This window comes from Streptomyces sp. NPDC013457, assembly GCF_043089925.1.
Lineage (GTDB): Bacteria > Actinomycetota > Actinomycetes > Streptomycetales > Streptomycetaceae > Streptomyces.
The window spans coordinates 490,596-516,381 of record NZ_JBICBL010000005.1; the positions used below are offsets into that span (position 1 = coordinate 490,596).

At 68.4% G+C, this 25,786-nt stretch carries 37 protein-coding genes; 13 read left to right on the forward strand and 24 right to left on the reverse strand.

Annotated elements, in window-relative coordinates; translation table 11 throughout:
• Positions 1-18 precede the first annotated feature (18 nt).
• From rpsH to rpsJ, 16 genes are all read right to left on the reverse strand, one after another.
• Complete coding sequence (gene rpsH / locus ACF1G2_RS16790; RefSeq protein WP_158989430.1) at positions 19-417, reverse strand: 30S ribosomal protein S8; 399 nt, start codon at positions 415-417, stop codon at positions 19-21.
• A gap of 211 nt (positions 418-628) precedes the next feature.
• Entirely contained in the window at positions 629-814 is a 186-nt protein-coding gene (locus ACF1G2_RS16795) for a type Z 30S ribosomal protein S14 (protein ID WP_003948630.1), read from the reverse strand.
• A 5-nt stretch (positions 815-819) separates the two neighbouring features.
• Positions 820-1,377, reverse strand: a complete 558-nt coding sequence (gene rplE / locus ACF1G2_RS16800; protein ID WP_260229393.1) for a 50S ribosomal protein L5 — start codon at positions 1,375-1,377, stop codon at positions 820-822.
• Positions 1,377-1,688 (reverse strand): 50S ribosomal protein L24, encoded by a 312-nt coding sequence (rplX, locus tag ACF1G2_RS16805; protein WP_015035583.1) that lies wholly within the window; start codon positions 1,686-1,688, stop codon positions 1,377-1,379. The genes rplE and rplX overlap by 1 nt, the downstream gene beginning before the upstream one ends.
• Positions 1,689-1,690: 2 nt before the next feature.
• Positions 1,691-2,059, reverse strand: coding sequence for a 50S ribosomal protein L14 (rplN, locus tag ACF1G2_RS16810; RefSeq protein ID WP_003956455.1), 369 nt, complete (start codon positions 2,057-2,059; stop codon positions 1,691-1,693).
• Between the two features lie 103 nt (positions 2,060-2,162).
• Complete coding sequence (gene rpsQ / locus ACF1G2_RS16815) at positions 2,163-2,444, reverse strand: 30S ribosomal protein S17 (protein ID WP_352188389.1); 282 nt, start codon at positions 2,442-2,444, stop codon at positions 2,163-2,165.
• Complete coding sequence (gene rpmC, locus ACF1G2_RS16820; RefSeq protein ID WP_361445390.1) at positions 2,444-2,668, reverse strand: 50S ribosomal protein L29; 225 nt, start codon at positions 2,666-2,668, stop codon at positions 2,444-2,446. The genes rpsQ and rpmC overlap by 1 nt, the downstream gene beginning before the upstream one ends.
• Complete coding sequence (gene rplP, locus ACF1G2_RS16825) at positions 2,668-3,087, reverse strand: 50S ribosomal protein L16 (protein ID WP_015035580.1); 420 nt, start codon at positions 3,085-3,087, stop codon at positions 2,668-2,670. The genes rpmC and rplP overlap by 1 nt, the downstream gene beginning before the upstream one ends.
• Positions 3,088-3,092: 5 nt before the next feature.
• Entirely contained in the window at positions 3,093-3,929 is an 837-nt protein-coding gene (rpsC, locus tag ACF1G2_RS16830) for a 30S ribosomal protein S3 (protein ID WP_260229395.1), read from the reverse strand.
• Positions 3,929-4,276: a 50S ribosomal protein L22 gene (gene rplV / locus ACF1G2_RS16835; RefSeq protein WP_041662774.1), complete on the reverse strand. Its 348-nt coding sequence runs from the start codon at positions 4,274-4,276 to the stop codon at positions 3,929-3,931. The genes rpsC and rplV overlap by 1 nt, the downstream gene beginning before the upstream one ends.
• Positions 4,277-4,318: 42 nt before the next feature.
• On the reverse strand, positions 4,319-4,600 hold the full coding sequence (gene rpsS, locus ACF1G2_RS16840; protein ID WP_019888752.1) for a 30S ribosomal protein S19: 282 nt from the start codon (positions 4,598-4,600) through the stop codon (positions 4,319-4,321).
• Between the two features lie 12 nt (positions 4,601-4,612).
• A complete protein-coding gene (gene rplB, locus ACF1G2_RS16845) occupies positions 4,613-5,449 on the reverse strand; it encodes a 50S ribosomal protein L2 (protein ID WP_046908246.1) in 837 nt (278 codons plus the stop codon).
• 40 nt (positions 5,450-5,489) lie between these two features.
• Entirely contained in the window at positions 5,490-5,813 is a 324-nt protein-coding gene (gene rplW / locus ACF1G2_RS16850; protein ID WP_391798966.1) for a 50S ribosomal protein L23, read from the reverse strand.
• Positions 5,813-6,463 (reverse strand): 50S ribosomal protein L4, encoded by a 651-nt coding sequence (rplD, locus tag ACF1G2_RS16855; protein WP_352188384.1) that lies wholly within the window; start codon positions 6,461-6,463, stop codon positions 5,813-5,815. The genes rplW and rplD overlap by 1 nt, the downstream gene beginning before the upstream one ends.
• Before the next feature lie 4 nt (positions 6,464-6,467).
• The gene (gene rplC / locus ACF1G2_RS16860; protein ID WP_260229398.1) at positions 6,468-7,112 is read right to left on the reverse strand and encodes a 50S ribosomal protein L3; all 645 of its coding nucleotides are present in this window, start codon (positions 7,110-7,112) and stop codon (positions 6,468-6,470) included.
• A 13-nt stretch (positions 7,113-7,125) separates the two neighbouring features.
• Positions 7,126-7,434, reverse strand: coding sequence for a 30S ribosomal protein S10 (gene rpsJ, locus ACF1G2_RS16865; RefSeq protein WP_003948644.1), 309 nt, complete (start codon positions 7,432-7,434; stop codon positions 7,126-7,128).
• Positions 7,435-7,920: 486 nt separating this feature from the next.
• Between rpsJ and ACF1G2_RS16870 the strand changes: the two genes are divergently transcribed.
• Positions 7,921-8,739, forward strand: a complete 819-nt coding sequence (locus ACF1G2_RS16870) for an RNA repair domain-containing protein (RefSeq protein WP_391798967.1) — start codon at positions 7,921-7,923, stop codon at positions 8,737-8,739.
• Positions 8,740-8,907: 168 nt separating this feature from the next.
• Positions 8,908-10,962, forward strand: a complete 2,055-nt coding sequence (locus ACF1G2_RS16875; RefSeq protein ID WP_391798968.1) for a PIG-L family deacetylase — start codon at positions 8,908-8,910, stop codon at positions 10,960-10,962.
• Positions 10,963-11,111: 149 nt separating this feature from the next.
• Here the strand turns inward: ACF1G2_RS16875 and tuf are convergent, their stop codons facing one another.
• The 4 genes from tuf to rpsL all read right to left on the reverse strand — a co-directional run bounded on the left by tuf (position 11,112) and on the right by rpsL (position 15,470).
• Positions 11,112-12,305 (reverse strand): elongation factor Tu, encoded by a 1,194-nt coding sequence (gene tuf, locus ACF1G2_RS16880; protein ID WP_147980746.1) that lies wholly within the window; start codon positions 12,303-12,305, stop codon positions 11,112-11,114.
• 151 nt (positions 12,306-12,456) lie between these two features.
• On the reverse strand, positions 12,457-14,586 hold the full coding sequence (gene fusA / locus ACF1G2_RS16885) for an elongation factor G (RefSeq protein WP_391798969.1): 2,130 nt from the start codon (positions 14,584-14,586) through the stop codon (positions 12,457-12,459).
• A 39-nt stretch (positions 14,587-14,625) separates the two neighbouring features.
• Positions 14,626-15,096 carry a 30S ribosomal protein S7 gene (gene rpsG / locus ACF1G2_RS16890; RefSeq protein WP_003966970.1) on the reverse strand — a complete coding sequence of 157 codons (471 nt, stop codon included), beginning with the start codon at positions 15,094-15,096 and terminating at the stop codon, positions 14,626-14,628.
• Between the two features lie 2 nt (positions 15,097-15,098).
• On the reverse strand, positions 15,099-15,470 hold the full coding sequence (rpsL, locus tag ACF1G2_RS16895) for a 30S ribosomal protein S12 (RefSeq protein WP_003948652.1): 372 nt from the start codon (positions 15,468-15,470) through the stop codon (positions 15,099-15,101).
• Positions 15,471-15,861: 391 nt separating this feature from the next.
• Between rpsL and ACF1G2_RS16900 the strand changes: the two genes are divergently transcribed.
• On the forward strand, positions 15,862-16,074 hold the full coding sequence (locus tag ACF1G2_RS16900; protein WP_391798970.1) for a hypothetical protein: 213 nt from the start codon (positions 15,862-15,864) through the stop codon (positions 16,072-16,074).
• A 98-nt stretch (positions 16,075-16,172) separates the two neighbouring features.
• On the opposite strand, the gene ACF1G2_RS16905 is transcribed toward ACF1G2_RS16900, so the two are convergent.
• Positions 16,173-16,622: a helix-turn-helix domain-containing protein gene (locus ACF1G2_RS16905; protein ID WP_391798971.1), complete on the reverse strand. Its 450-nt coding sequence runs from the start codon at positions 16,620-16,622 to the stop codon at positions 16,173-16,175.
• A gap of 251 nt (positions 16,623-16,873) precedes the next feature.
• Here ACF1G2_RS16905 and ACF1G2_RS16910 point away from each other — a divergent pair, with 251 nt between their 5' ends.
• The 3 genes from ACF1G2_RS16910 to ACF1G2_RS16920 are packed head-to-tail and all read left to right on the forward strand — an operon-like array spanning position 16,874 to position 18,070.
• Positions 16,874-17,152, forward strand: a complete 279-nt coding sequence (locus tag ACF1G2_RS16910) for a WhiB family transcriptional regulator (protein ID WP_391798972.1) — start codon at positions 16,874-16,876, stop codon at positions 17,150-17,152.
• Positions 17,145-17,864 (forward strand): hypothetical protein, encoded by a 720-nt coding sequence (locus ACF1G2_RS16915; RefSeq protein WP_391798973.1) that lies wholly within the window; start codon positions 17,145-17,147, stop codon positions 17,862-17,864. Before ACF1G2_RS16910 ends, ACF1G2_RS16915 begins: the two co-directional genes overlap by 8 nt.
• Positions 17,858-18,070: a hypothetical protein gene (locus ACF1G2_RS16920; RefSeq protein WP_391798974.1), complete on the forward strand. Its 213-nt coding sequence runs from the start codon at positions 17,858-17,860 to the stop codon at positions 18,068-18,070. Before ACF1G2_RS16915 ends, ACF1G2_RS16920 begins: the two co-directional genes overlap by 7 nt.
• A gap of 91 nt (positions 18,071-18,161) precedes the next feature.
• Here the strand turns inward: ACF1G2_RS16920 and ACF1G2_RS16925 are convergent, their stop codons facing one another.
• A complete protein-coding gene (locus tag ACF1G2_RS16925; RefSeq protein WP_391798975.1) occupies positions 18,162-18,479 on the reverse strand; it encodes a hypothetical protein in 318 nt (105 codons plus the stop codon).
• 445 nt (positions 18,480-18,924) lie between these two features.
• On the opposite strand from ACF1G2_RS16925, the gene ACF1G2_RS16930 reads away from it, so the two are divergent.
• From ACF1G2_RS16930 to ACF1G2_RS16940, 3 genes are all read left to right on the forward strand, one after another.
• Complete coding sequence (locus ACF1G2_RS16930; RefSeq protein ID WP_391798976.1) at positions 18,925-19,332, forward strand: hypothetical protein; 408 nt, start codon at positions 18,925-18,927, stop codon at positions 19,330-19,332.
• A 247-nt stretch (positions 19,333-19,579) separates the two neighbouring features.
• Positions 19,580-20,185 (forward strand): phage tail protein, encoded by a 606-nt coding sequence (locus ACF1G2_RS16935; protein ID WP_391798977.1) that lies wholly within the window; start codon positions 19,580-19,582, stop codon positions 20,183-20,185.
• Between the two features lie 88 nt (positions 20,186-20,273).
• Positions 20,274-20,564: a hypothetical protein gene (locus ACF1G2_RS16940; protein ID WP_391798978.1), complete on the forward strand. Its 291-nt coding sequence runs from the start codon at positions 20,274-20,276 to the stop codon at positions 20,562-20,564.
• Here the strand turns inward: ACF1G2_RS16940 and ACF1G2_RS16945 are convergent.
• Positions 20,525-20,902, reverse strand: coding sequence for a hypothetical protein (locus ACF1G2_RS16945; RefSeq protein ID WP_391798979.1), 378 nt, complete (start codon positions 20,900-20,902; stop codon positions 20,525-20,527). The two genes, ACF1G2_RS16940 and ACF1G2_RS16945, sit on opposite strands and share 40 nt — an antisense overlap.
• Before the next feature lie 120 nt (positions 20,903-21,022).
• The gene (locus ACF1G2_RS16950; RefSeq protein ID WP_391798980.1) at positions 21,023-21,916 is read right to left on the reverse strand and encodes a hypothetical protein; all 894 of its coding nucleotides are present in this window, start codon (positions 21,914-21,916) and stop codon (positions 21,023-21,025) included.
• 349 nt (positions 21,917-22,265) lie between these two features.
• Here ACF1G2_RS16950 and ACF1G2_RS16955 point away from each other — a divergent pair, with 349 nt between their 5' ends.
• The 4 genes from ACF1G2_RS16955 to ACF1G2_RS16970 all read left to right on the forward strand — a co-directional run bounded on the left by ACF1G2_RS16955 (position 22,266) and on the right by ACF1G2_RS16970 (position 25,758).
• Positions 22,266-22,460: a hypothetical protein gene (locus ACF1G2_RS16955; RefSeq protein WP_391798981.1), complete on the forward strand. Its 195-nt coding sequence runs from the start codon at positions 22,266-22,268 to the stop codon at positions 22,458-22,460.
• 121 nt (positions 22,461-22,581) lie between these two features.
• Positions 22,582-23,256 carry a hypothetical protein gene (locus tag ACF1G2_RS16960; RefSeq protein ID WP_391798982.1) on the forward strand — a complete coding sequence of 225 codons (675 nt, stop codon included), beginning with the start codon at positions 22,582-22,584 and terminating at the stop codon, positions 23,254-23,256.
• Between the two features lie 49 nt (positions 23,257-23,305).
• Positions 23,306-24,508 (forward strand): phage tail protein, encoded by a 1,203-nt coding sequence (locus ACF1G2_RS16965; RefSeq protein WP_391798983.1) that lies wholly within the window; start codon positions 23,306-23,308, stop codon positions 24,506-24,508.
• A gap of 98 nt (positions 24,509-24,606) precedes the next feature.
• Complete coding sequence (locus ACF1G2_RS16970) at positions 24,607-25,758, forward strand: tape-measure protein (protein WP_391798984.1); 1,152 nt, start codon at positions 24,607-24,609, stop codon at positions 25,756-25,758.
• The last annotated feature ends 28 nt before the right edge of the window (positions 25,759-25,786 follow it).

The following is a 25,786-nucleotide window of genomic DNA, read 5'->3' on the forward strand; positions in this document are numbered from 1 at the left end:
CTATTCCTCCGTTCCCGACTACCAGACGTAGGCGAGGACTTCCCCACCTACGCCCTTCTTGCCTGCCTGCTGGCCGGTCAGGAGGCCGTGGGACGTGGAGATGATCGCCACGCCCAGGCCGCCGAGAACCTTCGGCAGGTTGGTGGACTTCGCGTAAACCCGGAGGCCCGGCTTCGAGATCCGCTTGATGCCCGCGATGGAGCGCTCACGGTTCGGACCGAACTTGAGCTCGAGGACGAGGTTCTTGCCGACCTCGGCGTCCTCGACCTTCCAGCCCGTGATGAAGCCCTCCTGCTGGAGGATTTCCGCGATGTGAGACTTGATCTTGCTGTGCGGCATCGACACGGAGTCGTGGTACGCCGAGTTCGCGTTACGCAGACGCGTGAGCATGTCTGCGATGGGATCAGTCATGGTCATGAATTGGCCTTCGGCCTCTCTCGCCGGGGTTTCCTGTATGCGCCATCCCTCTCCCCACACAGGGGCGGGACGGGTGCGGCGCGGGGACCTACGGCGTAGTAAGTCGTACGGGCGGCGGACGCCCAACCCTCCTAGCCTAAGCCATGGAGGGGTGGGCCTCCGCCAACCCTCTGCTTACCGAGAGACTCCGGTTATCCCGTGATTACGGGGATTACCAGGAGCTCTTGGTCACGCCCGGCAGCTCGCCACGGTGAGCCATCTCACGAAGGCACACGCGGCACAGGCCGAACTTGCGGTACACGGAGTGGGGACGACCACAGCGCTGGCAGCGCGTGTAGCCACGCACGCCGAACTTGGGCTTGCGGGCAGCCTTCGCGATGAGAGCCTTCTTCGCCATCTCGCTTACGCCTCCTTGAACGGGAAGCCGAGGTGACGGAGAAGGGCACGGCCCTCAGCGTCGTTGGTCGCCGTGGTCACCACGGTGATGTCCATACCCCGGACACGGTCGATCTTGTCCTGGTCGATCTCGTGGAACATGACCTGCTCCGTGAGACCGAAGGTGTAGTTGCCACGCCCGTCGAACTGCTTGGGGGACAGACCACGGAAGTCGCGGATGCGCGGAAGCGCGAGCGACAGGGTGCGGTCCAGGAACTCCCACATGCGGTCGCCACGGAGGGTGACGTGCGCACCGATCGGCTGACCCTCGCGCAGCTTGAACTGCGCGATGGACTTGCGGGCCTTGGTGACGGCCGGCTTCTGACCGGTGATCGTGGTGAGGTCGCGGATGGCGCCCTCGATCAGCTTGGAGTCGCGGGCGGCGTCGCCCACACCCATGTTGACCACGACCTTGACGAGGCCGGGGATCTGCATGACGTTCTCGTACGAGAACTCCTCACGCAGCTTGCCCGCGATCTCCTCGCGGTACTTCGTCTTGAGACGCGGAGTGGTGGTGGTAGCCATCAGATGTCCTCACCCGTCCGCTTGGCAACGCGGATCTTGTTGCCCTCGTCGTCGAAGCGGTAACCGACGCGCGTGACGACCTTCTTGCCGTCCTTCTCAACGACCAGCTGGACGTTGGAGACGTGGACAGGCGCCTCGGTCGTGACGATGCCACCGGCCTGCGAGGGGCCGGCCTTGGTGTGCTTCTTGACCCGGTTGACACCCTCGACCAGGACGCGGTTCTCGCGGGGGAAGGCCGTGATGACCTTGCCCTGCTTGCCCTTGTCCTTACCGGTGATGACCTGGACCAGGTCGCCCTTCTTGATCTTCATGCTTACAGCACCTCCGGCGCGAGCGAGATGATCTTCATGAACTTCTTCTCGCGCAGCTCACGGCCCACCGGGCCGAAGATACGGGTGCCGCGAGGGTCGCCGTCGTTCTTGAGAATGACAGCGGCGTTCTCGTCGAAGCGGATGTACGAGCCGTCCTGGCGGCGGCGCTCCTTGACGGTGCGAACGATGACCGCCTTGACGACGTCACCCTTCTTCACGTTGCCACCGGGGATCGCGTCCTTGACGGTGGCGACGATGACGTCACCGATGCCCGCGTAGCGGCGACCGGAACCACCGAGAACACGGATGCAAAGGATCTCCTTGGCACCAGTGTTGTCGGCGACACGCAGTCGCGACTCCTGCTGGATCACGTCTATCTCCTGATTGTCTGCCGGTTCCCGGCAGGGGCTTCCCTCGCGGGAGGCCCCTGCCGAGCCTGGCGGAACGAACTCGAAGGGTTACCCCTTCAAGTACTTACTTGGCCTTCTCGAGGATCTCGACGACGCGCCAGTGCTTCGTCGACGACAGCTTCCGGGTCTCCATCAGGAGGACGCGGTCGCCGACGCCGGCAGCGTTCTGCTCGTCGTGAGCCTTGAGCTTGTTCGTACGGCGGATGACCTTGCCGTACAGCGCGTGCTTGACGCGGTCCTCGACGGCGACGACGACGGTCTTGTCCATCTTGTCGCTGACGACCAGGCCCTCGCGGACCTTGCGAGCGTTGCGCTCGGTCTTCTCAGTCACATTGCTCTCGCTCATCAGGCGTTCTCCACCGTCTCGATGCCCAGCTCGCGCTCTCGCATCAGGGTGTAGATCCGGGCGATGTCCTTACGGACGGACTTGAGCCGACCGTGGTTCTCGAGCTGGCCCGTCGCCGCCTGGAAGCGGAGGTTGAACAGCTCTTCCTTGGCCTCGCGGAGCTTGGCGACAAGCTCCTCGTTGCCCAGCTCGCGCAGCTCGGACGCCTTGGTACCGGCGGTCATCACAGCTCACCTGCTTCGCGCTTAACGATCTTGCACTTCATCGGCAGCTTGTGGGCCGCACGGGTCAGGGCCTCGCGCGCGATCTTCTCGTTCGGGTAGGACAGCTCGAACATCACCCGACCGGGCTTGACGTTCGCGATCCACCACTCCGGCGAACCCTTACCGGAACCCATGCGGGTCTCGGCAGGCTTCTTCGTCAGCGGGCGGTCCGGGTAGATGTTGATCCAGACCTTGCCGCCACGCTTGATGTGGCGGGTCATCGCGATACGAGCCGCCTCGATCTGGCGGTTGGTCACGTACGCCGGAGTGAGGGCCTGAATGCCGTACTCGCCGAACGCAACCTGCGTACCACCCTTGGACATACCGCTGCGCTTCGGGTGGTGCTGCTTGCGGTGCTTGACCCTACGGGGGATCAGCATTTCGGTCAGGCCTCCGTTCCGGTGCTCTCAGCAGCCGGAGCGGCGGCGGGAGCGTCGGCCTTGGGGGCCTCGGCAGCCTGAGCCTGCTGCGGCTTGCGACCGCGACCGCCACGCTCGCCACCGCGACCACCGCGGCCACCGGCCGGACGGTCACCGGCGCCACGGGCCGGGCGGTTACCCGCACGGGCCGCTGCGTTCTCGGCGCGAACCTCGGCGATGTTCTTGACATCGCCCTTGTAGATCCAGACCTTCACGCCGATACGGCCGAAGGTCGTCTTGGCCTCGAAGAAGCCGTAGTCCACGTTCGCGCGGAGGGTGTGCAGGGGCACACGGCCCTCGCGGTAGAACTCCGAGCGGGACATCTCGGCGCCGCCGAGGCGACCGCCGCACTGGATCTTGATGCCCTTGGCGCCGGCCTTCATCGTGCCCTGCATGCTCTTACGCATGGCGCGACGGAAGGAGACGCGGGAGGAGAGCTGCTCGGCAACGGCCTGGGCGACCAGCTGAGCGTCCATCTCGGGGTTCTTGACCTCGAGGATGTTCAGCTGGACCTGCTTGCCCGTGAGCTTCTCGAGGTCGCCGCGGATGCGGTCGGCCTCGGCGCCACGGCGGCCGATGACGATGCCCGGACGCGCGGTGTGGATGTCCACCCGCACGCGGTCACGGGTGCGCTCGATCTCAACCTTCGAGATGCCGGCGCGCTCCATGCCGGACGTCATCATCCGACGGATGGCGACGTCTTCCTTGACGTAGTCCTTGTACAGCTTGTCGGCGTACCAACGGGACTTGAAGTCCGTGGTGATGCCGAGCCGGAACCCATGCGGGTTAACCTTCTGGCCCATTACCGGGTTCCTTCCTTGCTGCTGACGACCACGGTGATGTGGCTGGTCCGCTTACGGATCCGGTAGGCACGGCCCTGAGCACGCGGACGGAACCGCTTCAGGGTCGGGCCCTCATCCACGAACGCCTCGCTGATGTACAGCGAAGAGGCGTCACTGTGGTCGTAGTTGTGCGCGGCGTTGGCGATGGCGCTGTCCAGCACCTTGCCGACCGGCACGCTCGCGGCCTGCGGGGCGAAACGCAGGACCGCCTGAGCCTCCGTGGCATCCATGCCACGGATAAGGTCCACCACACGGCGGGCCTTCATGGGCGTAACGCGGATGTACCGCGCCTGGGCCCTGGCTTCCATGGTTGTCCTTCCAGTGTCTGTCATGGTCATTCCACCCCGCTACTAGCGGCGCTTCGACTTCCGGTCGTCCTTCACGTGACCCCGGAAGGTGCGCGTCGGCGAGAACTCGCCGAGCTTGTGGCCGACCATCGACTCGGTGACAAACACCGGAATGTGGGTCTTGCCGTTGTGCACCGCGATCGTGTGGCCGAGCATGGCCGGGATGATCATCGAGCGACGGGACCAGGTCTTGATGACGTTCTTGGTGCCGGCTTCGTTCTGGGCGTCCACCTTCTTTACGAGGTGGTCGTCGACGAAGGGCCCCTTCTTGAGACTGCGCGGCATCTAAACCCGCTCCTAGCGCTTCTTGTTCGTCTTGCGGCGGCGGACGATGTACTTGTTCGAAGCCTTCTTCGGCGAACGAGTACGACCCTCCTTCTGACCCCACGGGGAGACCGGGTGGCGACCACCGGAGGTCTTGCCCTCACCACCACCGTGCGGGTGGTCGACCGGGTTCATCGCCACACCGCGAACGGTCGGGCGAACGCCCAGCCAGCGCTTGCGGCCGGCCTTACCCCAGTTGATGTTCGACTGCTCGGCGTTGCCGACCTCACCAATGGTGGCGCGGCAGCGGGCGTCGACGAGACGGATCTCGCCGGACGGCATACGAAGGTGGGCCATCGTGCCCTCCTTCGCCAGCAGCTGCACGGAGGCACCCGCGGAACGGGCGAACTTGGCGCCACCGCCGGGACGGAGCTCGATCGCGTGGATCGTGGTACCGACCGGGATGTTGCGGAGGGCCAGGTTGTTGCCGGGCTTGATGTCGGCCGTGGGGCCGTTCTCAACCCGGTCGCCCTGCGAGAGACCGCGCGGGGCGATGATGTAGCGCTTCTCGCCGTCCGCGTAGTGGAGCAGCGCGATGCGAGCGGTGCGGTTCGGGTCGTACTCGATGTGAGCGACCTTGGCCGGCACGCCGTCCTTGTCGTGACGACGGAAGTCGATCACGCGGTAGGCGCGCTTGTGGCCACCGCCCTGGTGACGGACGGTCACACGACCGGTGTTGTTACGGCCACCCTTGCTGTGCAGAGGGCGGACCAGCGACTTCTCCGGCGTGGACCGCGTGATCTCGACGAAGTCGGCTACGGAGGAGCCACGACGGCCCGGCGTAGTCGGCTTGTACTTGCGGATTCCCATTTCTCAGTCCTCGTCCGATTCCGGACGATCCAGACCGCCCTTAGGCGGTCGGACCGCCGAAGATGTCGATACGGTTGCCCTCGGCAAGGGTCACGATGGCGCGCTTGGTGTCCTTGCGCTTGCCGAAACCGGTGCGGGTGCGCTTGCGCTTGCCCTGACGGTTGATCGTGTTGACCCCGGTGACCTTGACCGAGAAGACCGCCTCGACGGCCTGCTTGATCTGGGTCTTGTTGGCGCCGGGCGCAACGATGAACGTGTACTTGTTCTCGTCGAGCAGCGCGTAGCTCTTCTCGGAAACAACCGGCTTGACGAGGATGTCACGCGGGTCCGTGAAGGTCTTGCTGGTGATCGTGGCCTCGGACATCAGGCCTCGCTCCCTTCGTTGTCAGCGGCCTTGGGGCCAGACACGAAGGACTCGAGGGCGGCCTGGGTGAAGACCACGTCGTCGGATCGCATCACGTCGTACGTGTTCAGCTGGCCCGGCTCCAGGATGTGGACCTGGGGCAGGTTGCGGGCGGACAGCCACGCGGCCTCGTCAGAGCGCTCGACGACCAGGAGCAGGTTCTTGCGCTCCGAGATCTTGCCGAACAGCGTCTTGGCGGCCTTGGTGGAGATGCCACCCTCGACCACGCCGGAGACGACGTGGATGCGGGAGTGGGTCGCCCGGTCGGAGAGGGCACCGCGGAGGGCGGCGGCCTTCATCTTCTTGGGGGTCCGCTGCGAGTAGTCACGCGGCACGGGACCGTGCACGACGCCACCACCGGCGAACTGCGGGGCGCGGGTCGAACCCTGACGGGCGCGGCCGGTGCCCTTCTGGCGGTACGGCTTCTTGCCACCACCGCGGACCTCGCCACGCGTCTTGACCTTGTGCGTGCCCTGACGGGCGGCGGCCAGCTGCGCGACGACGACCTGGTGGATCAGCGGGATGCTGACCTTGGCCTCGAAGATCTCGGCCGGGAGCTCGACGGTCCCGGTCTTGTCGCCGGAGGGCGACAGAATGTCAATGGTGCTCATATCCTCAGGCCCCCTTGGCCGCGGTGCGGACCAGGACGAGGCCGCCGTTCGGACCAGGAACCGCACCCTTGATCAGGAGCAGGCCCTTCTCCGCGTCAACGGCGTGAACGGTCAGGTTCTGGGTGGTCACGCGCTCGTTGCCCATGCGGCCGGCCATGCGCATGCCCTTGAAGACACGGCCCGGAGTGGCGCAGCCACCGATCGAACCGGGCTTGCGGTGCACACGGTGGGCACCGTGGGAGGCCTTGCCACCACGGAAGTTGTGGCGCTTCATGACACCGGCGAAGCCCTTGCCCTTGCTCTTACCGGTGACGTCGACCTTCACGCCGGCCTCGAAGAGCTCGGCGGTGATCTCCTGGCCGAGCGTGTACTCGGAGGCGTCAGCGGTGCGGAGCTCCACAAGGTGACGGCGCGGGGTGACGTCGGCCTTGGCGAAGTGGCCCTTGAGGGGCTTGTTCACCTTGCGCGGGTCGATCTCGCCGAAGGCGATCTGGACCGACTCGTAGCCGTCGATGTCGTTCGTACGCACCTGGGTCACGACATTGGGGCCGGCCTTGACGACGGTCACCGGGACGACCCGGTTGTTCTCGTCCCAGACCTGCGTCATGCCGAGCTTCTCGCCCAGGATGCCCTTGATGTTCTTAGCCATCTCGCGCGTCACCTCAGAGCTTGATCTCGATGTCGACGCCCGCCGGCAGGTCGAGACGCATCAGCGAGTCAACCGTCTTCGGCGTGGGGTCGAGGATGTCGATGAGGCGCTTGTGCGTGCGCATCTCGAAGTGCTCGCGCGAGTCCTTGTACTTGTGCGGCGACTTGATGACGCAGTACACGTTCTTCTCAGTGGGCAGCGGCACCGGGCCCGCGACCGACGCACCAGTGCGCGTCACCGTCTCGACGATCTTCTTCGCCGAGGAGTCGATGACCTCGTGGTCGTAGGCCTTGAGCCGGATGCGGATCTTCTGTCCCGCCATGGCTACTCAGTAGTCCTGTCTCGTAGTAACGCTCTGGACTCGGGGGCTCTCATGACTCCGCCTCCGACCCACGCGGTCGGGCGTGTCGCACTCCCTCTACGCAGAAGTCCCGAAGGATTTCCCAACCAAGGGGGTGCGGTCACCATGACCGCGAGTCGGGGGCAGAACACCCACCGAGTGCCTGGTCGGTACCCCGCTGACACTTCCCGGAAGATTCCCGTACGTCCGCTCCTGAGAAGGGGCGACGAGTACTGTGGGACTCGCTTCCGGTCCTCCCGACGGGAGGCGTGCAGCATCGGCACTCAACCGAGCAACCCCGACAGTCTGCCATACGGGACACGGACCTGGCCAATCGAGCCGGAGAGAATACCCCGGACGTGACCCAAGTCAAACGCCGACCCTCCGGGCCCCGCGCAGCGCGGCTCGGACGTCCGCCGCTGCGGCCGCCTGACGACTGAGACGCCGCTGCCGGGGCAGTCGCCGGGCGTGCACACCAGTGACGAGATCTACCACCGGGTGCTGTGGGATCCCCGGTTCGATCCCGAGCGGTTCGTGATGGGCATCGCGGAGCGCGGGGCCGGTCCCGCGCGGATCGACCTGCCCGACTTCGTACCGGGAGGGGAGATCCCCTGGCACCGTGTGATCTTCTTCGAGGCGGACGGAGAGCTGGTCTGGGACCGCGCGACGGGCGTGGACCGGCTCGACGAGACCGTGGCGGCCGGGGAGCCCCCCGCCCCGCCCCGGGAGGTCCTCGCCGTGCCCTCGACGAACCGGACCGCCGTGGCCTGGGTCCCTCCCCGCCGGCTCTGGCCTGCGATCCAGCACATCCGCCGCGCCCACGACCGCCAGGTCCACCGCTGGCCGCCGCACGTCAACGTCCTCTTCGGCTTCGTCCCGGAGGCCGACTTCGAGCGGGCGGTGCCGCTGGTGGCGGAGGCGCTGAGCGGGACGCCGCCCTTCCGGGCGCGCCTGGAGGGCGTCCACTGGTTCGGCCACCGCGAGGACGCCACCGTCTGGCTCGACCCCTGCGCGGCAGGTGAAGCGCCGTGGGCCCGTCTGCGGGATGCCCTGGAGGCCCGGTTCCCCCTGTGCGGCGGGCAGGCCAGGGGCTTCACCCCACACCTCTCCCTGGGCCGCAGCCACGACCCCCACACCCTCGCCACCACGTCCGAGGCCCTCCTCGGCTCCACGACGGCCCGGGTCGCCGAACTGGTCCTGCTCTCGCGCCGCGAGGACGGCCCGATGCGGGTGCGAACGACGGTGGCACTGGGAACGGGCGAGACGAGCACGCAACGGGACGCGTGACGAAGCGGGTCCCGCGCGTACCCCCGTACGAAGTCCGCACGTCCGCGCAACCCCCGTGGGCCGAACTCCGTCTAGCCAGTCGCGGATTCGGCTCCGACCAGGCCCTCCGCCGTCACAGGGATGGTCAGGCGCCGGCGTGGACCGGTGCGGGGTGCGGGGGACGTTGCAGTGGACGACATATCCAGGGCCGGCCTCTTCGGCGTGCCGGGGCGGCGGACCGTGCTCGCGGGCGCCGCCGCCGTCGGCGCGACCGCGATCGCCGGGTGTTCCGTGCCCGCCCCGCGCCGTGGCGAGGCCGCCGCCGACCCCGCGCCCGGGGTCCCGATCGCCAGTACGCGGCGCGCACAGCTCATGCAGTTCGCCGCGCACCCGGACGACGACCTGTTCTTCATGAACCCCGACACCCAGCGGCTGCTCGACGCCGGTGTCCCGCTGGTCTCCGTCTACGTCACCGCCGGCGAGCACAAGGGCGTCAACCGGATCGACGGCATGCCCGAGGCCCGGCCGGACCGGTCCGCGTACTCCTCCTCGCGCCACCAGGGTCTGCGCCAGGCGTACGCGACGCTCCTCGGGCTCGACAGGTTCGTACCGTGGCAGAAGGGCGTCGCCACCCTCCGCGGCGGGCGCCACGCCGAGATCAACACGCTCGTGCACGGCGGACGCCGCGTCGAGCTGATCTTCATCAACCTGCCCGAGCACGCCCCACGGCGCTTCACCGCCCTGCCCGCCCTCTGGCACGACCGCGCGCTCGAACTCCGTACACACCTCTCCACCGGCTCGCCCGTCGACCGGTCCGACCCCTACGACCACGACCAGCTGGTCGACGTCCTCGTCGGGCTCCTCGACCGCTACCGGCCGACCGTCGTGCACACCCTCGACCCGGACCCCGACATCCAGGTCAGCAACGAGGCGACCCGCCGGCGCGACAGCGAGCAGCCCGGCTACTCCGACCACGGCGACCACACCGCCGCCGCCTGCTTCACCTGGGCCGCGCTGATCCGCTGGGTCGCCGAGGCGCAGAAGGGGCCGGGGGCGATACCCGCGTTCGTCGTGACCTCGTTCCGCGGCTACTACAACCGCCACTGGCCCAAGAACCTCCCCCCGCAGATCCTCGAGGAGAAGGCCGGCCACCTCTTCCAGTACGGCGGCGATCCGGGCTGGGAGTGCGGCAACCCGTCCGGCTGCGGCGACTACGGCGTGGGCGGCGGCCGGCCCCTCACCAACCACAAGGGCTGGGTCAGGTCCACGCACCACCGCTGGCAGGACGCCGGTCCCGCGATCGCCGCGCGGCCCGACGGGCGGCTGGACGCGTTCGGGGTGCTCGGACTGCGGGCCGTCCGCTGGCGGGAGACGGAGAAGGACTCGGGCCTGTGGGGCGAGCCGGAGGACCTCGGCGGCGGGCCGCTCGCGCCGGCGCTCGGCTCGGCCGCCCTGCCTGACGGGAGGACTCTGCTCTTCGGCGTGCGGTTCGCCGCGTTCGGCGGCCGCGGCGGTCCCAACAAGCGGGAGGTCGTCCTGCTGGAGCAGCGCTCCCCCGGCGGTCCGTTCCTCGCCTGGCGGGGCCTCGGCAATCCGGAGCGGAGCGACGACCGCGGCCGTCGGATCGGTGTGCCGGTGGCCGTGACCGCCCCCGACGGCCGGGTCCATCTCTTCGTACGGAACGCGGACAAGGGTGTGTCGACGCGCGTCCGCGGCGCGGACGGGTCCTGGTCCCCGTGGCGGAGGCTCCCCGGTACCGAGGAGATCCAGGACGGTCTGGACGCCGTCGTCGACTCCGAGGGAAGCGTCCACGTCCTCGCCGCCGGGCGGAAGTCCGTCCTGCACTGGGTCGACTCCGTCCCGGCCACCCCGCTCCCCCTCTCGGGCGACCCTGTCGCCGCCGTACCGTCCCGGGGCCGCGCCGGTGTCGACGTGTACTACCGAAGGCCCGCCGCCAGGCAGCTGCTCTCGCCGGGGCGGGGGAACGTGTCCTTCGACGGGTACGGCTCCGTGGCCGCGGCGGCCGACGCGCAGGGGCCGGTCCTGCTCGGCCGGGACCTGCGCGGCCGGATCCAGCTGCGTCGGGGTGACCGGCTCTTCACCCGTACGAGCGGAACGGCGGCCGTCCAGGCGGCGGCCCTGCGGCTGACCCCGGGCGGACCGGTCGCCGTCGGCCTGGGCGCGGACGCCCACCCGTGGGTGTGGCGGCCGACGGTGCGGTCCGCACTCGCGGAGAGCGAGTAGCACGGGTCACCACCGCGACGCGGAGCTCGCCACGACGGGTGGAGCCCGGCCCGGCACGACGAAAAGGGCCCCCGCCCCGCCGCGAACGGCGGGCCGGGGGCCCTTTCATGACGCTCCGTCAGGAGCGGCACAGGTCAGACGATCGACAATTACTTGTTGATCTTGACGACCTGGCCGGCGCCCACGGTCCGGCCACCCTCACGGATGGCGAACTTCAGGCCCTCCTCCATGGCGACGGGCTGGATCAGCTCGACGGTCATGGAGGTGTTGTCGCCCGGCATGACCATCTCGGTGCCCTCGGGGAGGGTCACGACGCCGGTCACGTCCGTGGTACGGAAGTAGAACTGCGGGCGGTAGTTGTTGAAGAACGGGGTGTGACGGCCACCCTCGTCCTTCGACAGGATGTAGGCCTGGGCCTCGAAGCTCGTGTGCGGCGTGACCGAACCCGGCTTGATGATGACCTGGCCGCGCTCGACATCCTCGCGCTTGATGCCACGGAGGAGCAGACCGACGTTCTCACCGGCCTGGCCCTCGTCGAGCAGCTTGCGGAACATCTCGATGCCGGTGACCGTGGTGGTGACCTTCTCGGTCTTGATACCGACGATGTCGACGGTCTCGTTGACCTTGAGGACACCACGCTCGATACGACCGGTGACGACGGTGCCACGACCGGTGATCGTGAAGACGTCCTCGATCGGCATCAGGAACGGCTTGTCGACGTCACGCTCGGGCTGCGGGATCGCCTCGTCGACGGCGGCCATCAGGTTCAGGACCGACTGGCCCCACTCCTTGTCGCCCTCGAGCGCCTTGAGCGCCGAGACCTTGACGACCGGCAGGTCGTCGCCCGGGAACTCGTACTCGGAGAGGAGCTCACGAACCTCGAGCTCGACGAGCTCCAGGATCTCCTCGTCGTCCACCATGTCGGCCTTGTTCAGGGCGACGACGATGTACGGAACGCCGACCTGGCGGGCCAGGAGCACGTGCTCCTTGGTCTGCGGCATCGGGCCGTCGGTGGCGGCGACCACGAGGATGGCGCCGTCCATCTGCGCCGCACCCGTGATCATGTTCTTGATGTAGTCCGCGTGACCGGGGCAGTCGACGTGGGCGTAGTGACGCGACTCGGTCTGGTACTCGACGTGCGCGATGGAGATGGTGATACCGCGCTGGCGCTCCTCAGGAGCCTTGTCGATCTGGTCGAAGGCCGAGGCCTCGTTCAGGTCCGGGTACGCGTCGTGCAGCACCTTGGTAATGGCGGCCGTGAGGGTCGTCTTACCGTGGTCAATGTGACCGATGGTGCCGATGTTGACGTGCGGCTTAGTCCGCTCGAACTTCGCCTTCGCCACTGGGGTCCTCCTGGAGTGGTTCTGAACGCCTTGCTTCATCGGCGCCAGGTGATCTTTGCTGGGATGCCATCCGCCGGGGCCCGATCCCTCGGGTTTCGTGGGGCGAAGCCCCGGCGACTGGTGTCAAGCCTAAAGCGTGCACTCGGGTGAGTTACTCGCCCTTGGCCTTCGCGATGATCTCCTCGGCGACGTTCCGGGGAACCTCGGCGTAGGAGTCGAACTGCATCGAGTAGCTTGCGCGACCCGAGGTCTTGCTGCGGAGGTCTCCGACGTAGCCGAACATCTCCGAGAGGGGCACGAGGCCCTTCACGACGCGAGCGCCGCTGCGCTCCTCCATGGCCTGAATCTGACCACGGCGGGAGTTGATGTCGCCGATGACCTCACCCATGTAGTCCTCGGGCGTGGTGACCTCGACGGACATCATCGGCTCGAGGATGACCGGCGAAGCCTTGCGCGCGGCCTCCTTGAAGGCCTGCGAACCGGCGATCTTGAACGCGAGTTCGGAGGAGTCGACCTCGTGGTAGCCACCGTCGAGAAGGATGACGCGGACGCCAGTCATCTCGTAGCCGGCCAGGATGCCGAACTGCATGGCCTCCTGCGCACCGGCGTCCACCGAAGGGATGTACTCCTTCGGGATGCGGCCACCGGTGACCTTGTTCACGAACTCGTACGAGGCGTCGCCGCCCTCGATGGGCTCGATCGCGATCTGCACCTTGGCGAACTGACCGGTACCACCGGTCTGCTTCTTGTGGGTGAAGTCCACGCGCTCGACGGCCTTGCGGATCGTCTCGCGGTACGCGACCTGCGGCTTGCCGACGTTCGCCTCGACCTTGAACTCGCGACGCATACGGTCGACGAGGATGTCGAGGTGAAGCTCGCCCATACCACCGATGATGGTCTGGCCGGTCTCCTCGTCCGAGTGCACCTGGAAGGAGGGGTCCTCCTCCGCGAGACGCTGGATGGCGACACCCAGCTTCTCCTGGTCACCCTTGGACTTGGGCTCGATCGCGACCTGAATGACCGGCGCCGGGAAGTCCATGGACTCCAGGATGACCGGGTTCTTCTCGTCGCACAGCGTCTCACCGGTGGTGGTCTGCTTCAGGCCCATGACGGCGACGATGTCGCCGGCGCCCACCGACTCGATCTCCTCACGCTTGTTCGCGTGCATACGGTAGATCTTGCCGATGCGCTCACGCTTGCCCTTGACGGAGTTCAGCACCGAGGTGCCGGCCTCCAGGCGACCGGAGTAGATCCGGACGAAGGTGAGCTTGCCGAGGTGCGGGTCGCTCGCGATCTTGAAGGCGAGCGCGGAGAGCGGCTCGGACTCGGAAGGCTTGCGCTTCACGACGACCTCGGCGTCCTTGACGTCGTGGCCCTCGATGGCCTCGACGTCCAGGGGCGAGGGGAGGTAGCGGACGACCGCGTCGAGCAGGGGCTGGACGCCCTTGTTCTTGAACGCGGTGCCACAGAAGACGGGGGTGATCGTCTTCTCGCCGCCACCCTTGCCGGAGGCGATGGTGATACGACGGATCGCGGCGTACAGCTGCTCCTCGGTGGGCTCCTGGCCCTCGAGGAAGAGCTCCATGATCTCTTCGTCGTTCTCCGCGACGGTCTCGACCAGCTTGCCGCGCCACTCTTCAGCGGCCTCGGTGTGCGTGGCCGGGATGTCGACGACGTCGTACATCTCGCCCTTGGTCGCTTCCGCGGACCAGACCAGAGCCTTCATGCGGACGAGGTCCACAACACCCTGGAAGTCCATCTCGGAACCGATGGGGAGCTGCATGACGATCGGGACGGCGCCGAGGCGCTCCACGATCATGTCGACACAGCGGTGGAACTCGGCACCCGTACGGTCGAGCTTGTTGACGAAGCAGATACGCGGAACGCCGTAGCGGTCCGCCTGACGCCAGACGGTCTCGGACTGGGGCTCGACACCGGCGACGCCGTCGAACACCGTCACGGCACCGTCGAGCACGCGGAGCGAACGCTCCACCTCGACGGTGAAGTCGACGTGGCCCGGGGTGTCGATGATGTTGATGGTGTGGTCGACGTCCTCGAGCGGCCAGTGGCAGGTCGTCGCGGCGGACGTGATCGTGATGCCGCGCTCCTGCTCCTGCTCCATCCAGTCCATCGTGGCAGCGCCGTCGTGGACTTCACCGATCTTGTACGAGACGCCGGTGTAGAACAGGATCCGCTCGGTGGTGGTCGTCTTGCCCGCGTCGATGTGAGCCATGATGCCGATGTTGCGCACCTTGGCAAGGTCAAGCGAAGTGGTAGCCATATCGGCTCAGTCTTCTCTCGGTCTCGATGTGGGTTGCGACTACCAGCGGTAGTGCGCGAAGGCCTTGTTGGACTCGGCCATCTTGTGCGTGTCCTCGCGCTTCTTGACCGAAGCACCGAGGCCGTTGGAGGCGTCGAGGAGCTCGTTCATGAGGCGCTCGGTCATGGTCTTCTCGCGACGGGCGCGGGAGTAACCCACGAGCCAGCGCAGAGCCAGGGTGGAGGCGCGACCGGGCTTGACCTCGATCGGCACCTGGTAGGTGGCGCCACCGACACGGCGGGACTTGACCTCGAGGGACGGCTTCACGTTCTCGAGGGCGCGCTTCAGCGTGATGACCGGGTCGTTGCCGGTCTTCTCGCGGAGGCCTTCCATGGCACCGTAGACGATGCGCTCGGCGGTGGAACGCTTGCCGTCCAGCAGGATCTTGTTGATCAGCGAGGTGACAAGAGGAGAGCTGTAGACCGGGTCGATGATGACCGGGCGCTTCGGGGCGGGGCCCTTACGAGGCATTCTTACTTCTCCTTCTTGGCGCCGTAGCGGCTGCGAGCCTGCTTACGGTTCTTGACGCCCTGCGTGTCGAGGGAACCACGGATGATCTTGTAGCGAACACCCGGCAGGTCCTTCACACGGCCACCACGCACGAGCACGATGGAGTGCTCCTGCAGGTTGTGACCCTCACCCGGGATGTAGGCCGTGACCTCGATGCCCGAGGTCAGACGCACACGCGCGACCTTACGGAGGGCCGAGTTCGGCTTCTTCGGGGTGGTCGTGAACACACGCGTGCAGACGCCGCGACGCTGAGGGGAACCCTCGAGTGCGGGCGTCTTGTTCTTCTCGACCTTGTCCTGCCGGCCCTTCCGGACCAGCTGCTGGATCGTAGGCACTACTTCTCCGGTTTCTGTGTGCCGTCGTAAAACTAACCTGGAACACCGCACCGACCCACGCGGTCGGGTGTGTCGAATACTGCGGACCTCCGCCGAGGGCGGAAAAGGCGCAGATTGCGGTGGCCGTTGATGAACTCGCCATGCGGTTGAGGACACGCACACGAGCCCAGGCACACCCCAGGCACAAGGTCTGAGCGTACCTATCGCATGGACTCCGGTCAAAACAAATGCCCACGCGTACGGGGCCGGGCCGACGTGGGAGAACGAACACCGGAACGGTCGGTACCCCGCCCGTGACGCAGAGCGCGCCACCCACGTCGAACCAGGCCCCGCCGGACGGCGCGAAGCGGCCGCGACGCCCGACCCGACGGACGGCGCGGAGGTGGTCGCGATGCCCGGCACCACGGACGGCACGGAGGGGCCGCGACGCCCGGCCGGGACCTTCGCCCAGGAGCCCGCGATCTCGACCCGACGGACGCCTCGGGCCGAGGCCACGGGCCGCCTCGTGCAAGCCACGGACCGCCTCGTGCAGCCCCGGGCTTCCGCGCGGCGCCGCTCCGGCGAGCGGCGCGCGGAGACCGGGGCGGGCCCCGCTTCGGAGTGACCCGGGCCCGGTTGGGGTGGCGGGAAGGCGCCGCGAGCCCGGACCCGGCCGGCCGGGACGGTGGGGCCCGGCGCGGCCCGAGTCGGTCGGGGCCCGGGTCAGTCCCGGGCGGCGCGGCGGGGTTCGCCCGGAGTCCGTGGCTCCGCCTCGCCCTCGCCGGGCTCCAGGAACTGGTTGACGACCTTGACGAACACACCCATCCGCTCGTCGGGGACGCCGAGCCAGCGGGCGAAGTCCTCCAGGGTGGGCTGCCAGTCTCCGGGTGGCAGCAGGTCAGCCGCCAGGGGCAGCTCGTCGGGAGTGACCCGGCCCGAGCGGATCAGCATGTCGCGGACGGAGACCCCGAGAAGCGGGGCGATCCTGCGCATGGTCTCCAGGTCGGGCATGCTCTGTCGCTGCAGCAGCCGCGTCACGGCGGCCCGGTGCACGCCGGCCTCGTCCGCGATCCGCGACTTTCCTCCGCCGCGCGGGCTGTCGATGTCGTAGCCGCGCGCTCTCATCAGGCCTTCCACCCAGCCTGCGAACTCGTCGAGCCCTTGAGTGCTCATGTGTTCCGCTCCCTCGCTCCCCACCCTCCGGGCGCCCCACTCTAGCGTGCTTGCGCGCACAGAATTACGTGCTTTTGAGCGCGCAATCGTGTCGAATCGGTGAAGGCTCACCCCGACCCGCTCCACAAATTTGTTGCGCGCTCGCACGCAACATGTAACGCTGGCTCGCCGCCGACCTCATCGGCCTCCCGAGCCCCAGGGACCTCACCGGCCCCACGGGTCGCCCGTTGGCCCGGAGACTGGAGAACACCTTGCTCCTCCCTGATTCCTCTTCCTGGCAGGCCGCCGCCGCGTGTGCCGACCTCTCCCCGGCCGTCGTCTTCGCCCGCCGCGTCCAGCAGGCGGCCCCGGCGCTCCGCGCCTGCGGGCACTGCCCCGTACGCCGCGAGTGCGAGGAGACGGTCGCCCCGGCGGAGAGCTACTTCGACGGCGTCTGCGCCGGCCGCCTGTGGCGCAACGGCCGTGCCGTACCCGAGTCGCGTACGGCGAAGGTCATGGGACCGGTCGTCGCCGGAGGCGTCCGTGGCTGAGCTCGCCGTCGAACGGATCCTCACCGACATCGCCCTGTGGACCGCCACGCTCGCCCGCCAGTTCCCCGAGCTCGCCGAAGAGCTCGCGCCCGGCCGCCGCTCCCCCACCGGTGCCCCGCCGGCCGCGCCGCCCCCTGGCCGAGACGAGCTCATCCGCGAGGAGCGCCGCGAGGCGCTGCTGCTTCAGCAGCGGCACGGCCTGGCCGTACCCGGCCACGGCGCCGCGCCGATCCGGCTGCACGTCTCCGACGCGATCCGCGACATCACCGACGGCGTGGTGGAGCTGGAGGAGGCGGTACGCGCCCGGCTCGGCCTCCCCCGCCCCGGCCGCGCGGCCGTCGTGGAGCGACTGCGGCGGACGACCGCGCTGCTCGACGAGATCGCCGCCCACCCCGACCTCGCCCGGCATGTGCGCGACGAGCTGCGCCGGATGGCACGGCGGTGCGCGCGGACGCTGGGCGACACGGAGACGGTGGTCCGGGTGTCGGGCCGCTGCCCGTGGTGCGACTCGGTGTCGCTCCGGGCGTTCCCCGACCGCCGCGCGGTGCTGTGCGTGAACCCCGCCTGCACCTGCACGGTGGAGGACTGTGGCTGCCAGGACGATCCCGCGTACCGGCACCTGTGGCCGGAGGCGGAGTGGCACGAGCTGGCCGACGCGGCCGGCTGCCGTACCGAGGAACTCGAAGCCGCGATGGAGGAGACCCCTTGCTGACGTCCCTGACCCTGCCGACACTGCCCGCCCTGATCCCCGGACCCCTCGCGGCCGAGGAGGCGGGGGTCGCGCCGGCGACCATCCGCAAGTGGGTCCAGCTGGGCCACCTGAGGGCCGCCGGCAAGGCCGGCCGGGCCCAGCTCTTCCGCCTGGAGGACGTCTTCGCGGCGGAACGAGCGGCCCGGCGCCGTCCTCGTACCGTGTGAGGGTCGTGTCTCCACCGGACGCGTGTCACGAACAGGCGTCCACGGCGGCCGACAACGGGCACACGACCTCACCCCGGAACCGGGCCGCGTCTCAGCCGACGGCGCGAAAGGCCAGCATGCTCAGGGCGACGCCGACCGCCGCCCCCAGCACCATGGCGGCGATGGTCGCCGCCCGGCCGACCCCCTCCTCGTACGGGACGCTCGGCACGACCTTGTGCAGGACTGGCGCCACCAGCAGCATGAGGCCGAAGCCGACACCGAGGCGCGCGTACGTCCCGCCTGAGCACGACGGGCGGAAGCGCCCCCCGCAGCCACTCTCTTCCACGGTGAAGCCTGTCACCAGGAGGAACAGCGCGCCGGCGTACACCGCACCGAACAGCACGGTCACGCCGAAGTCGACACGCTTCATTCGCCCGGCACTTCGCCCTGCACCTGCCATGCCGTAGCCCCCCACCGCTCGCTGGAACAGGAGGGGGAGTCTAGCGAGACACCCTGGCGCCCCGTGTCCCCCAAGGGACACGGGGCGCCTTGTCATATCGCCCCGCCCTCCCGGCGAACCCCGCCGGCCGGCTCGTCGTGCACGGAGCGGGGGCGGTGTTCCACGCGGCATCTCCTCAGCGCGTCAAAGCCGTAAGAGTTTTAGTTGCGTGCGCGCACGCTCTCTGTCACAGTTGGTGCAGCGGCGGAGCTGTGCCCGACAACGGGCCACAGGCTCCGCCGTTCGCCGTCCGGGAGCGCTCCGCGCCCTCGCCCCCTTCCCCGCGTCAAGCGCCCCGGACGGCACCCGACCCACGTAGCGCCCCCCTGTGACGCGGCCGTGCCGCGCCCCTCCCCTTCCACCGAGGAGAACCGTCATGACCACTCCCCCGAGTGCGTTCCCGGACGTCGAGAAGCTGGTCGTCGACGTCCTCAAGGCAGACCCGGCCCTGGCCGGCGCCACGATCGCCGTCCAGGCGCCCGCCGGCTTCGACGGCACGCAGAGCACCGTCCTGGTCAACCGCCGCGGCGGCGCCTGGATCGGCGACCTGCACATCGACAAGCCGCTCATCGAGTTCGAGGTGTACGGCCCGACCAAGAACGCGGCCCACGTCCTCGCCAACGCGGCCCGGCGCGCACTGCTCGCCAAGATGGGCAAGCGGATCGGCGTCAACCTCGTCCAGGACGTGGAGGAGATGGACGGGCCGCGCTGGCTGCCCGACTACGTCTACCGGGGCGCCAACCGCTACCTCTGCGTCATCCAGCTCTCCCTGAGCGTCTTCTAGACGCCACCGCAGCGGCCCCGGGAACCCGGCCTCGCCCGCCCAGCGCGGCTCGCAACCCCGCCTCGGAACCCGGCCTCGCCGGAGCCTCCGACGGGCCGCGCCGCCGGAGCCCTCCCTTTCCGGCCCTCCCCACCGAGCGCCCCCGGGCGCTCCCCACAGACCAGGCCTCGCCGTCCGGCGGGGCCTTTGCCGTACCCGGGCACGTCGCCCGGTCCGGCACCCCTCTCAACACAAGGAGAACCTCACCATGGCTGGAAACAACTCCGCCGAGATCCGCGTCGCAGGCGTCGGCAAGCTCTACGTCGCCAAGGTCGACACGGCCGTCCCGACCTTCGGCGCCGGCGAGCCCGCCGCCGACTGGACGGGCTGGACGGACCTCGGCTTCACCACCGGCGACGGCGTCACCTTCTCGAAGAAGGACAAGCTGGAGGCCATCGACTCGTGGCAGTCGGTCTCCCCGGTGCACTACATCTACTCGGCCCGTGACCTCTCGCTGAAGTTCTCCATGCTCCAGTTCAACGAGGACACGCTGCCGTTCTTCATGGGCGGCGGGAAGGTCGAGCCGGAGCCGGCGGCGCAGAACGAGACCTACAAGTACGACATCGCCGAGCGTCCGTACGCGGACGTGCGCGCCCTCGGCCTGGAGTTCACCGACGTCAAGGCCGGTGGCACCACCGCGGTGACGTACCGCTTCATCATCCCGCGCGGCCAGGTCACCGCGTCCGACGACATCAAGCTGGCCCGCAAGGCCGCGTCCCAGCTGGGCGTGACCTTCACGGCGATGTCGAACGGCAACGGCAAGCCGCTGGCCTCCTTCCTCATGAAGGACAGCCAGTACGGCACGGCGGTCTGACCCTTCCCCACCCGGGGCGGGACGGCCGACCGCCGTCCCGCCCCGCCCCTCTCCTCTTCACTCACTCGAACAAGGAGTACGCATCACCATGGCCCGTTTCGACGTCAACGCCGCCCGCGCCCAGCGCCTGGAGGCCCACGGACGCACCTGGTCCTTCGAACTGGACGGCGAGTCCTACACGCTGCCCACCGAGCTGTCCCGCGCGACCGCGAAGGCGCTGCGCAAGCTCGACGACAACGACGTGGACGGCCTGCTCGCGCTCCTGATGGGTGAGGAGCAGTTCACCCGCTTCGAGGAGCACGACCTCACCATGCAGGACGTCGCCGCCATCCTGGAGGCCTACGGCAAGGAGACCGGGCTCGGCCTGGGGGAAGACTGAGCCTCGTCGAGTTCGTCGACGAACACGCCGAGGCCCTTGAGGCGGATCTCCTCCGCTACTACGCCACCGATCTCCTCGACTGGTACCGCGGCGAGCTCTCCAGTCGTCGCCTTTTCACACTGATCAAGCACCTGCCCGCGGACGGCGCCGTCCAGCGCCAGATCCACGGCGAGGCTGCGGAGTGGTCGGTCACCGACCATCTGCTCGCGGCGGCAGTGGATCATCTGGCCGTCGCCAACTGGATGTTCCAGTGCGTCAACACCGGCGAGGATGGTGAGGAGCCCGAGTTCCCGAAGCCTGTTCCGCGGCCGGACGTCACGCGCGGGGACAGCGAGCATCAGGTCGAAGGATCCGCAGAGGCGGGCGCCGAGGAGGGGATCTCCCCCGGAGCTCTCGCCCGGTTCTTCGGCTGATCCCGTGCCGTCCGGCGCCCCCGCGGCCCCCGGAGCCCGTTCCCGTCAGGGAGTGGACTCCGGGGGCGCTTCCTGTGCTCGCTCGGCGAGTTCGCCCTCCAGGGCCCTGGCCCGTTCCGAGAGCCGTCGGCCCTTGCGCGGACGGGTGTCCGCCTCGGCGGACTCGGGGCCGCGACGGTCGGTGCCCGATCCGGAGTGGCCGGGCCCACCCGTGAGCGGCGGCACTATCGGGCGCCCGCCTTTGCCTCGTACGACCTTCCGTACCCGCTGCGCCTGCGCCGTCCGGCGGGCTCTCGCCTCCCACGGGCCCGACTCTTGGGGGCTCGTCCCCTGCGGGCTCGCGTCCTGGGGATGCGTCTCCCGGGGATGCGTCTCCTGAGGACTCGCCTCCTGGGGACTCGCCTCCCCAGCGCTCGCCTCCTGGCCGCTCGGCGGGGGATGTCTGTCGGTGGCCGGCTCCTCGGTGTGCGGGCGCGGCTCCTCGTCGCTCTGCGGCGCGGTCGCGTGTTCGGCCTCGGATTTCCGTTCCGGCCCTGTGCGCCCGTCGAAACGTTCCCTCTCCCGGTCCCGGCGTACGCGCTCCTCGGCCTCCACCACCACGGCCGGGGGTTCGAGCAGGCGGGCGAACGGGAGCGCGATGACGCGTGCCCCGTCCGCCCCGTCGTCCATGCGCCGCTGGGGCCGGCGGACGCCGCGTGCGTCCTGCTGCCCGTGGGCGTAGGCGTCGGCGACGCGCTTCTCGTACTCCCTGCGTATCCGGGGAAGTTCCTCCGAGACGGCCTCGATCCAGCCCGAGGTGAACGCGGCGGTCTCACGCCGGTCGACCTCGGCCCGGGGGATCACCACGAGGTCCTCGGGGGCGTAGCCGTGCAGGTGGACCAGCTCGGAGAGGCGTGCGAACAGGTGGGGAAGGTCGGGACTGGTATCGAGCCAGTCCACACCCTGTTCCCTGCGACCGGTGCTCGGCTCCCTGTCCATCAGTTTCCGTACTGCCTTCCAGCCCCCTGGGGTCCCCTGCGCGCCCCTCGCGCCCCCGGCGCGCCCCGAAGTGGTCCGGATCCGAGAACGCGCCAGTCCAGGTTACCCGGCCGCTCGCGGCGGCCTGATCCGGCGCCAACACCACCTGGATCACGCCAAGGAGACACGCCGTCAGGGCTTTCCACTCGACAAACATCGAACAGATGTTCCACACTCTGTTCGCACAGTAGTTCGAACATGTGGTGCCCCCGCTCCTCACTCCGCGGCGCCGCCACGCACGCACGGGCAAGCAAACGGAAGGCAGGCGTCCATGACTCAGCAGGCCGGGGCATCGCGACCGCACATCCCGCTCCAGGACCGCCTCCGCCAGCTCCTCGACGGGCCCGTCGCCCTCGACAAGAGAGCGTTGCTCGGCACGCTGTACGCCGAGGTCTCCCGCTGCGAGACCCTCGCCTATGCGGCGGGCTGGAACGACGCTCTCGCTTCGGCACCCCGCGATTCGTAACCCCTCCCCGCCCGAGAACACCCCACCCCACGACGACCAGGCCTCTGCCGACCGCGGCAGAGGCCTGTCTCATGCGCGGATGCCCGGCGGAACGCGAAGCCTCTCCGAGAAGGGAGAAACCGTGAGCGACCAGACTCCCGAACAGATGATCGCCACCCTCCGCACCGACATGACCACGGCGGACGGCCGGCTCCTCGAGCAGATCAAGGCGAAGCTGGACCAAGCCTCCCTCGACTTCGTCCTCCAGGAGAAGGACGAACAAGGAAAGATCAAAAACACCTTCAAGACCTACGACGAAGGCCTCAAGGCCTACGTCAAGAAGGAGATCGAGACCGCCGGGGAGATGGCCTGGACGCCCCAGCGGGAGTGGTACAAGACGCCTGAGTTCATGGGATTCGTCTCCGGCCTCACCGCCTCGATGTTCGGCATGATGCTGCTCAAGGTCGATGTCGCCATCTTCGACTTCAGCGAACAGGTCGCCAACTACGTGCGGCGGCCGGTCTACAAGCACCTGGTGAGCCGGATCGCCAAGCGCGAGATCAAGACTCCGATGGACCAGGCCAAGCACGAGGCCGATCTCCTCGATCAGCGGGTCAAGCGCATCGAGACACACCTCAGGCGACTCACCCCGCTCGTCCGGAACGCGCGCAACCGAATCCGCGCGCTCGAGGCACGGGACCGGAACGTCCGCCAGGCGGTCCAGAACATCCCGGACGACTCCTCCGTCACCAGCTCCACCAACCGGATCACCAGACTCCGCGCTGAGGTGGACCTCCTGCGAGCCGCCCTGGCCTGACAGCCGCTCACCCGCCCTACCCGAATCCAGTTAGCAGAGGTGGACGTGCATGTCCCTCGTACGTTCTCTGAACAACTCCTCCGGAGCCCTCAGACAGTTCAAATCCGCGTCGGACTCCGCCGATCGCGCCGCGCAGACCCTCGGTCAGCGCGCCTCGTCGGCCGGCAAGAGCATCAGCGGCATGAAGGGCGCCGCCCAAGGGTCCGCCAAGGAACTCAAGAATCTCAAGACCGCCTCCGACCAGGCCGAGCGTTCCATGGCCAAGGCCGGCCAGACCGCCCAGTCCGCCGGTACCAAGATGGGCAGGTACGAGTCGGGTGCCGGCAAGGCCGCCAAGGGTCAGGACAAGCTCAACAAGTCCATGAAGGGCAACTTCCTGGCCCGCCTGATCGAGCTGTTCATGCCGCTCATCGAGAAGATCGTCGAGATGGCGACGCGCTCGAAGACCATGCAGACGATCATGAAGAAGGCCTTCAGCGCCATCAAGACCGTGATCAGCTCGGTCATGAAGGCCATCGGCCCGATCATGAAGAAGGCGGGCGACCTGATCAAGACGGTGTGGAACGGCATCAAGAAGGCCGTCTCCACCGTCGTCAAGGCCGTCGCCACCGTCATCAAGACCTACGTGAAGATCTGGAAGACGGTCATCACCACGGTCATGAACGCGATCAGGACGGTCATCCGCACCGTCTGGAACGGCATCAAGGCCGTGATCACCCCGGTGGTCAACTGGATCAAGTCGGCGATCCCGAGCGCCTTCCGGGCCGTGAAGGACAAGATGTCGTCCATCTGGAACGGCCTCAAGGACATCGCGTCCCGGGCGTTCAACGGCATCAAGAGCGGCGTCTCCGGCCCGATCAACGCGGTCATCGGCATGATCAACCGGATGATCGGCAGCCTGAACCGGGTCAAGGTCAGCGTCCCCGGCTGGGTGCCGGTCGTCGGTGGCAAGACCTTCGGCGTCAACATCCCGACCATCCCCATGCTCGCCACCGGCGGTGTCGTCATGCCCCGCACCGGCGGTGTCCCGGCGATCATCGCCGAGGCCGGCGAGGCCGAGGCCGTCCTCCCGCTCTCCAAGCTGGACCGGCTGCTCGCCCTCACCGCCCGGCGCGCCCGGATGTCCGCACAGGCGCAGGCGGGCGGCGGCGTGGGCGGCGGGCTGCACATCGAGCACTACCACGCCTCCCGTGGCAGTGATCCGCAGTCGACGGCCGACGCGCTGATGTACCTGGCGAAGGCGCGCGGATGAGTGCCGCCGCCATGCCTTTGCATCCGCTGGCGGGCAGCTCGGCGGCGTTCTCCGCCTTCGCGCGAAGTGCCGGTCAGGCATCGGACACCCTGCGGCGGATGAGGCAGCAGGTGCGGAGCGCCGCCTCGGGGGCCGGCCGCCTCCGCGACGGAGCTCGGACGGCTGCGGGCTCGGTGCGCAGTTTCGGGCAGAACGCCGGCTCCGCCGGTTCCGCTGCCGCGAAGCTCGGCAACCCGCGCGCGGCCACCGGCGTCAGGTCCTTCGGCGACAAGGTCCGCAAGGCGAAGCCGGGGCTCACCAAGCTCGCCACCGGTGTCGCAGGCGTCCTCGCCCTCCTCGTACCGCTGATCCCCGTCACCGACGTCATCACCAAGCTGATGGACCGCTTCGGCACCGTCATGACCATCGCCTCGATCGCGATGACCGCCGCCAACGTCGCGATGCGGGCCAACCCGATCGGCTTCCTCGTCGGCATCCTCGTACCCGTCGCCGCGTACCTCATCGAGCTCGCGGTGAACTCCGAGACCGGCCAGAAGATCATGAGGCAGGTCTTCCAGCAGGCCCTCGAGGGCTTCCAGGCGGTCTGGAAGTTCCTGCAGCCGATCATGAAGCTGCTCGGACAGGCCGTCGGAACCTACTTCAAGGGGTACCTGACCCTCTTCACCACCGCCCTGAAGGCCGTCGGTTCCGGCATCGACGGACTCTCCAAGGTCCGCACCGCCGTCACCTCCGCCTCCAACGCCCTGCGCGGTATCGCCTCCAGCACCGTCGGCGGCATCAAGAACGCCGTCAAACCGGTCCTGTCCTTCGTCACGGACAAGATCCCCGGCTTCTTCCGTACCGCCAAGGACGCCGTCGCCGGCGCAATGCGCGGCATCGGCGACCTCGTCAAAGGAGCCCTGAGCGCCGTCATCGGCGTCGTCAAGGGGCCGATCAACGGCCTCATCGCCTTCGCCAACTGGCTCATCGACGGGCTCAACAAGCTCAGCTTCGAGATCCCCCTCACCGGCAAGAAGTTCGGCGTCGAGATCGACAAGATCCCGATGCTCGCCGACGGCGGCATCGTCATGCCCGGCACGGCCGACGACTACCGCATCGACTCGCTCTCCCAGCTGGAGAACCGCCGCGTCCCGGCCGTCGACGAGCCGCTCCGACCGCCGCACCGCGTACGGGACTTCTACGAACAGCCCGGCGCCGGGCCTCGGTCGACCGCCGAGGACCTGCTGTTCCTCGCGACCGCCCGTCAGTGACACCCCATCAGAAGTGAGGTGACGGCCC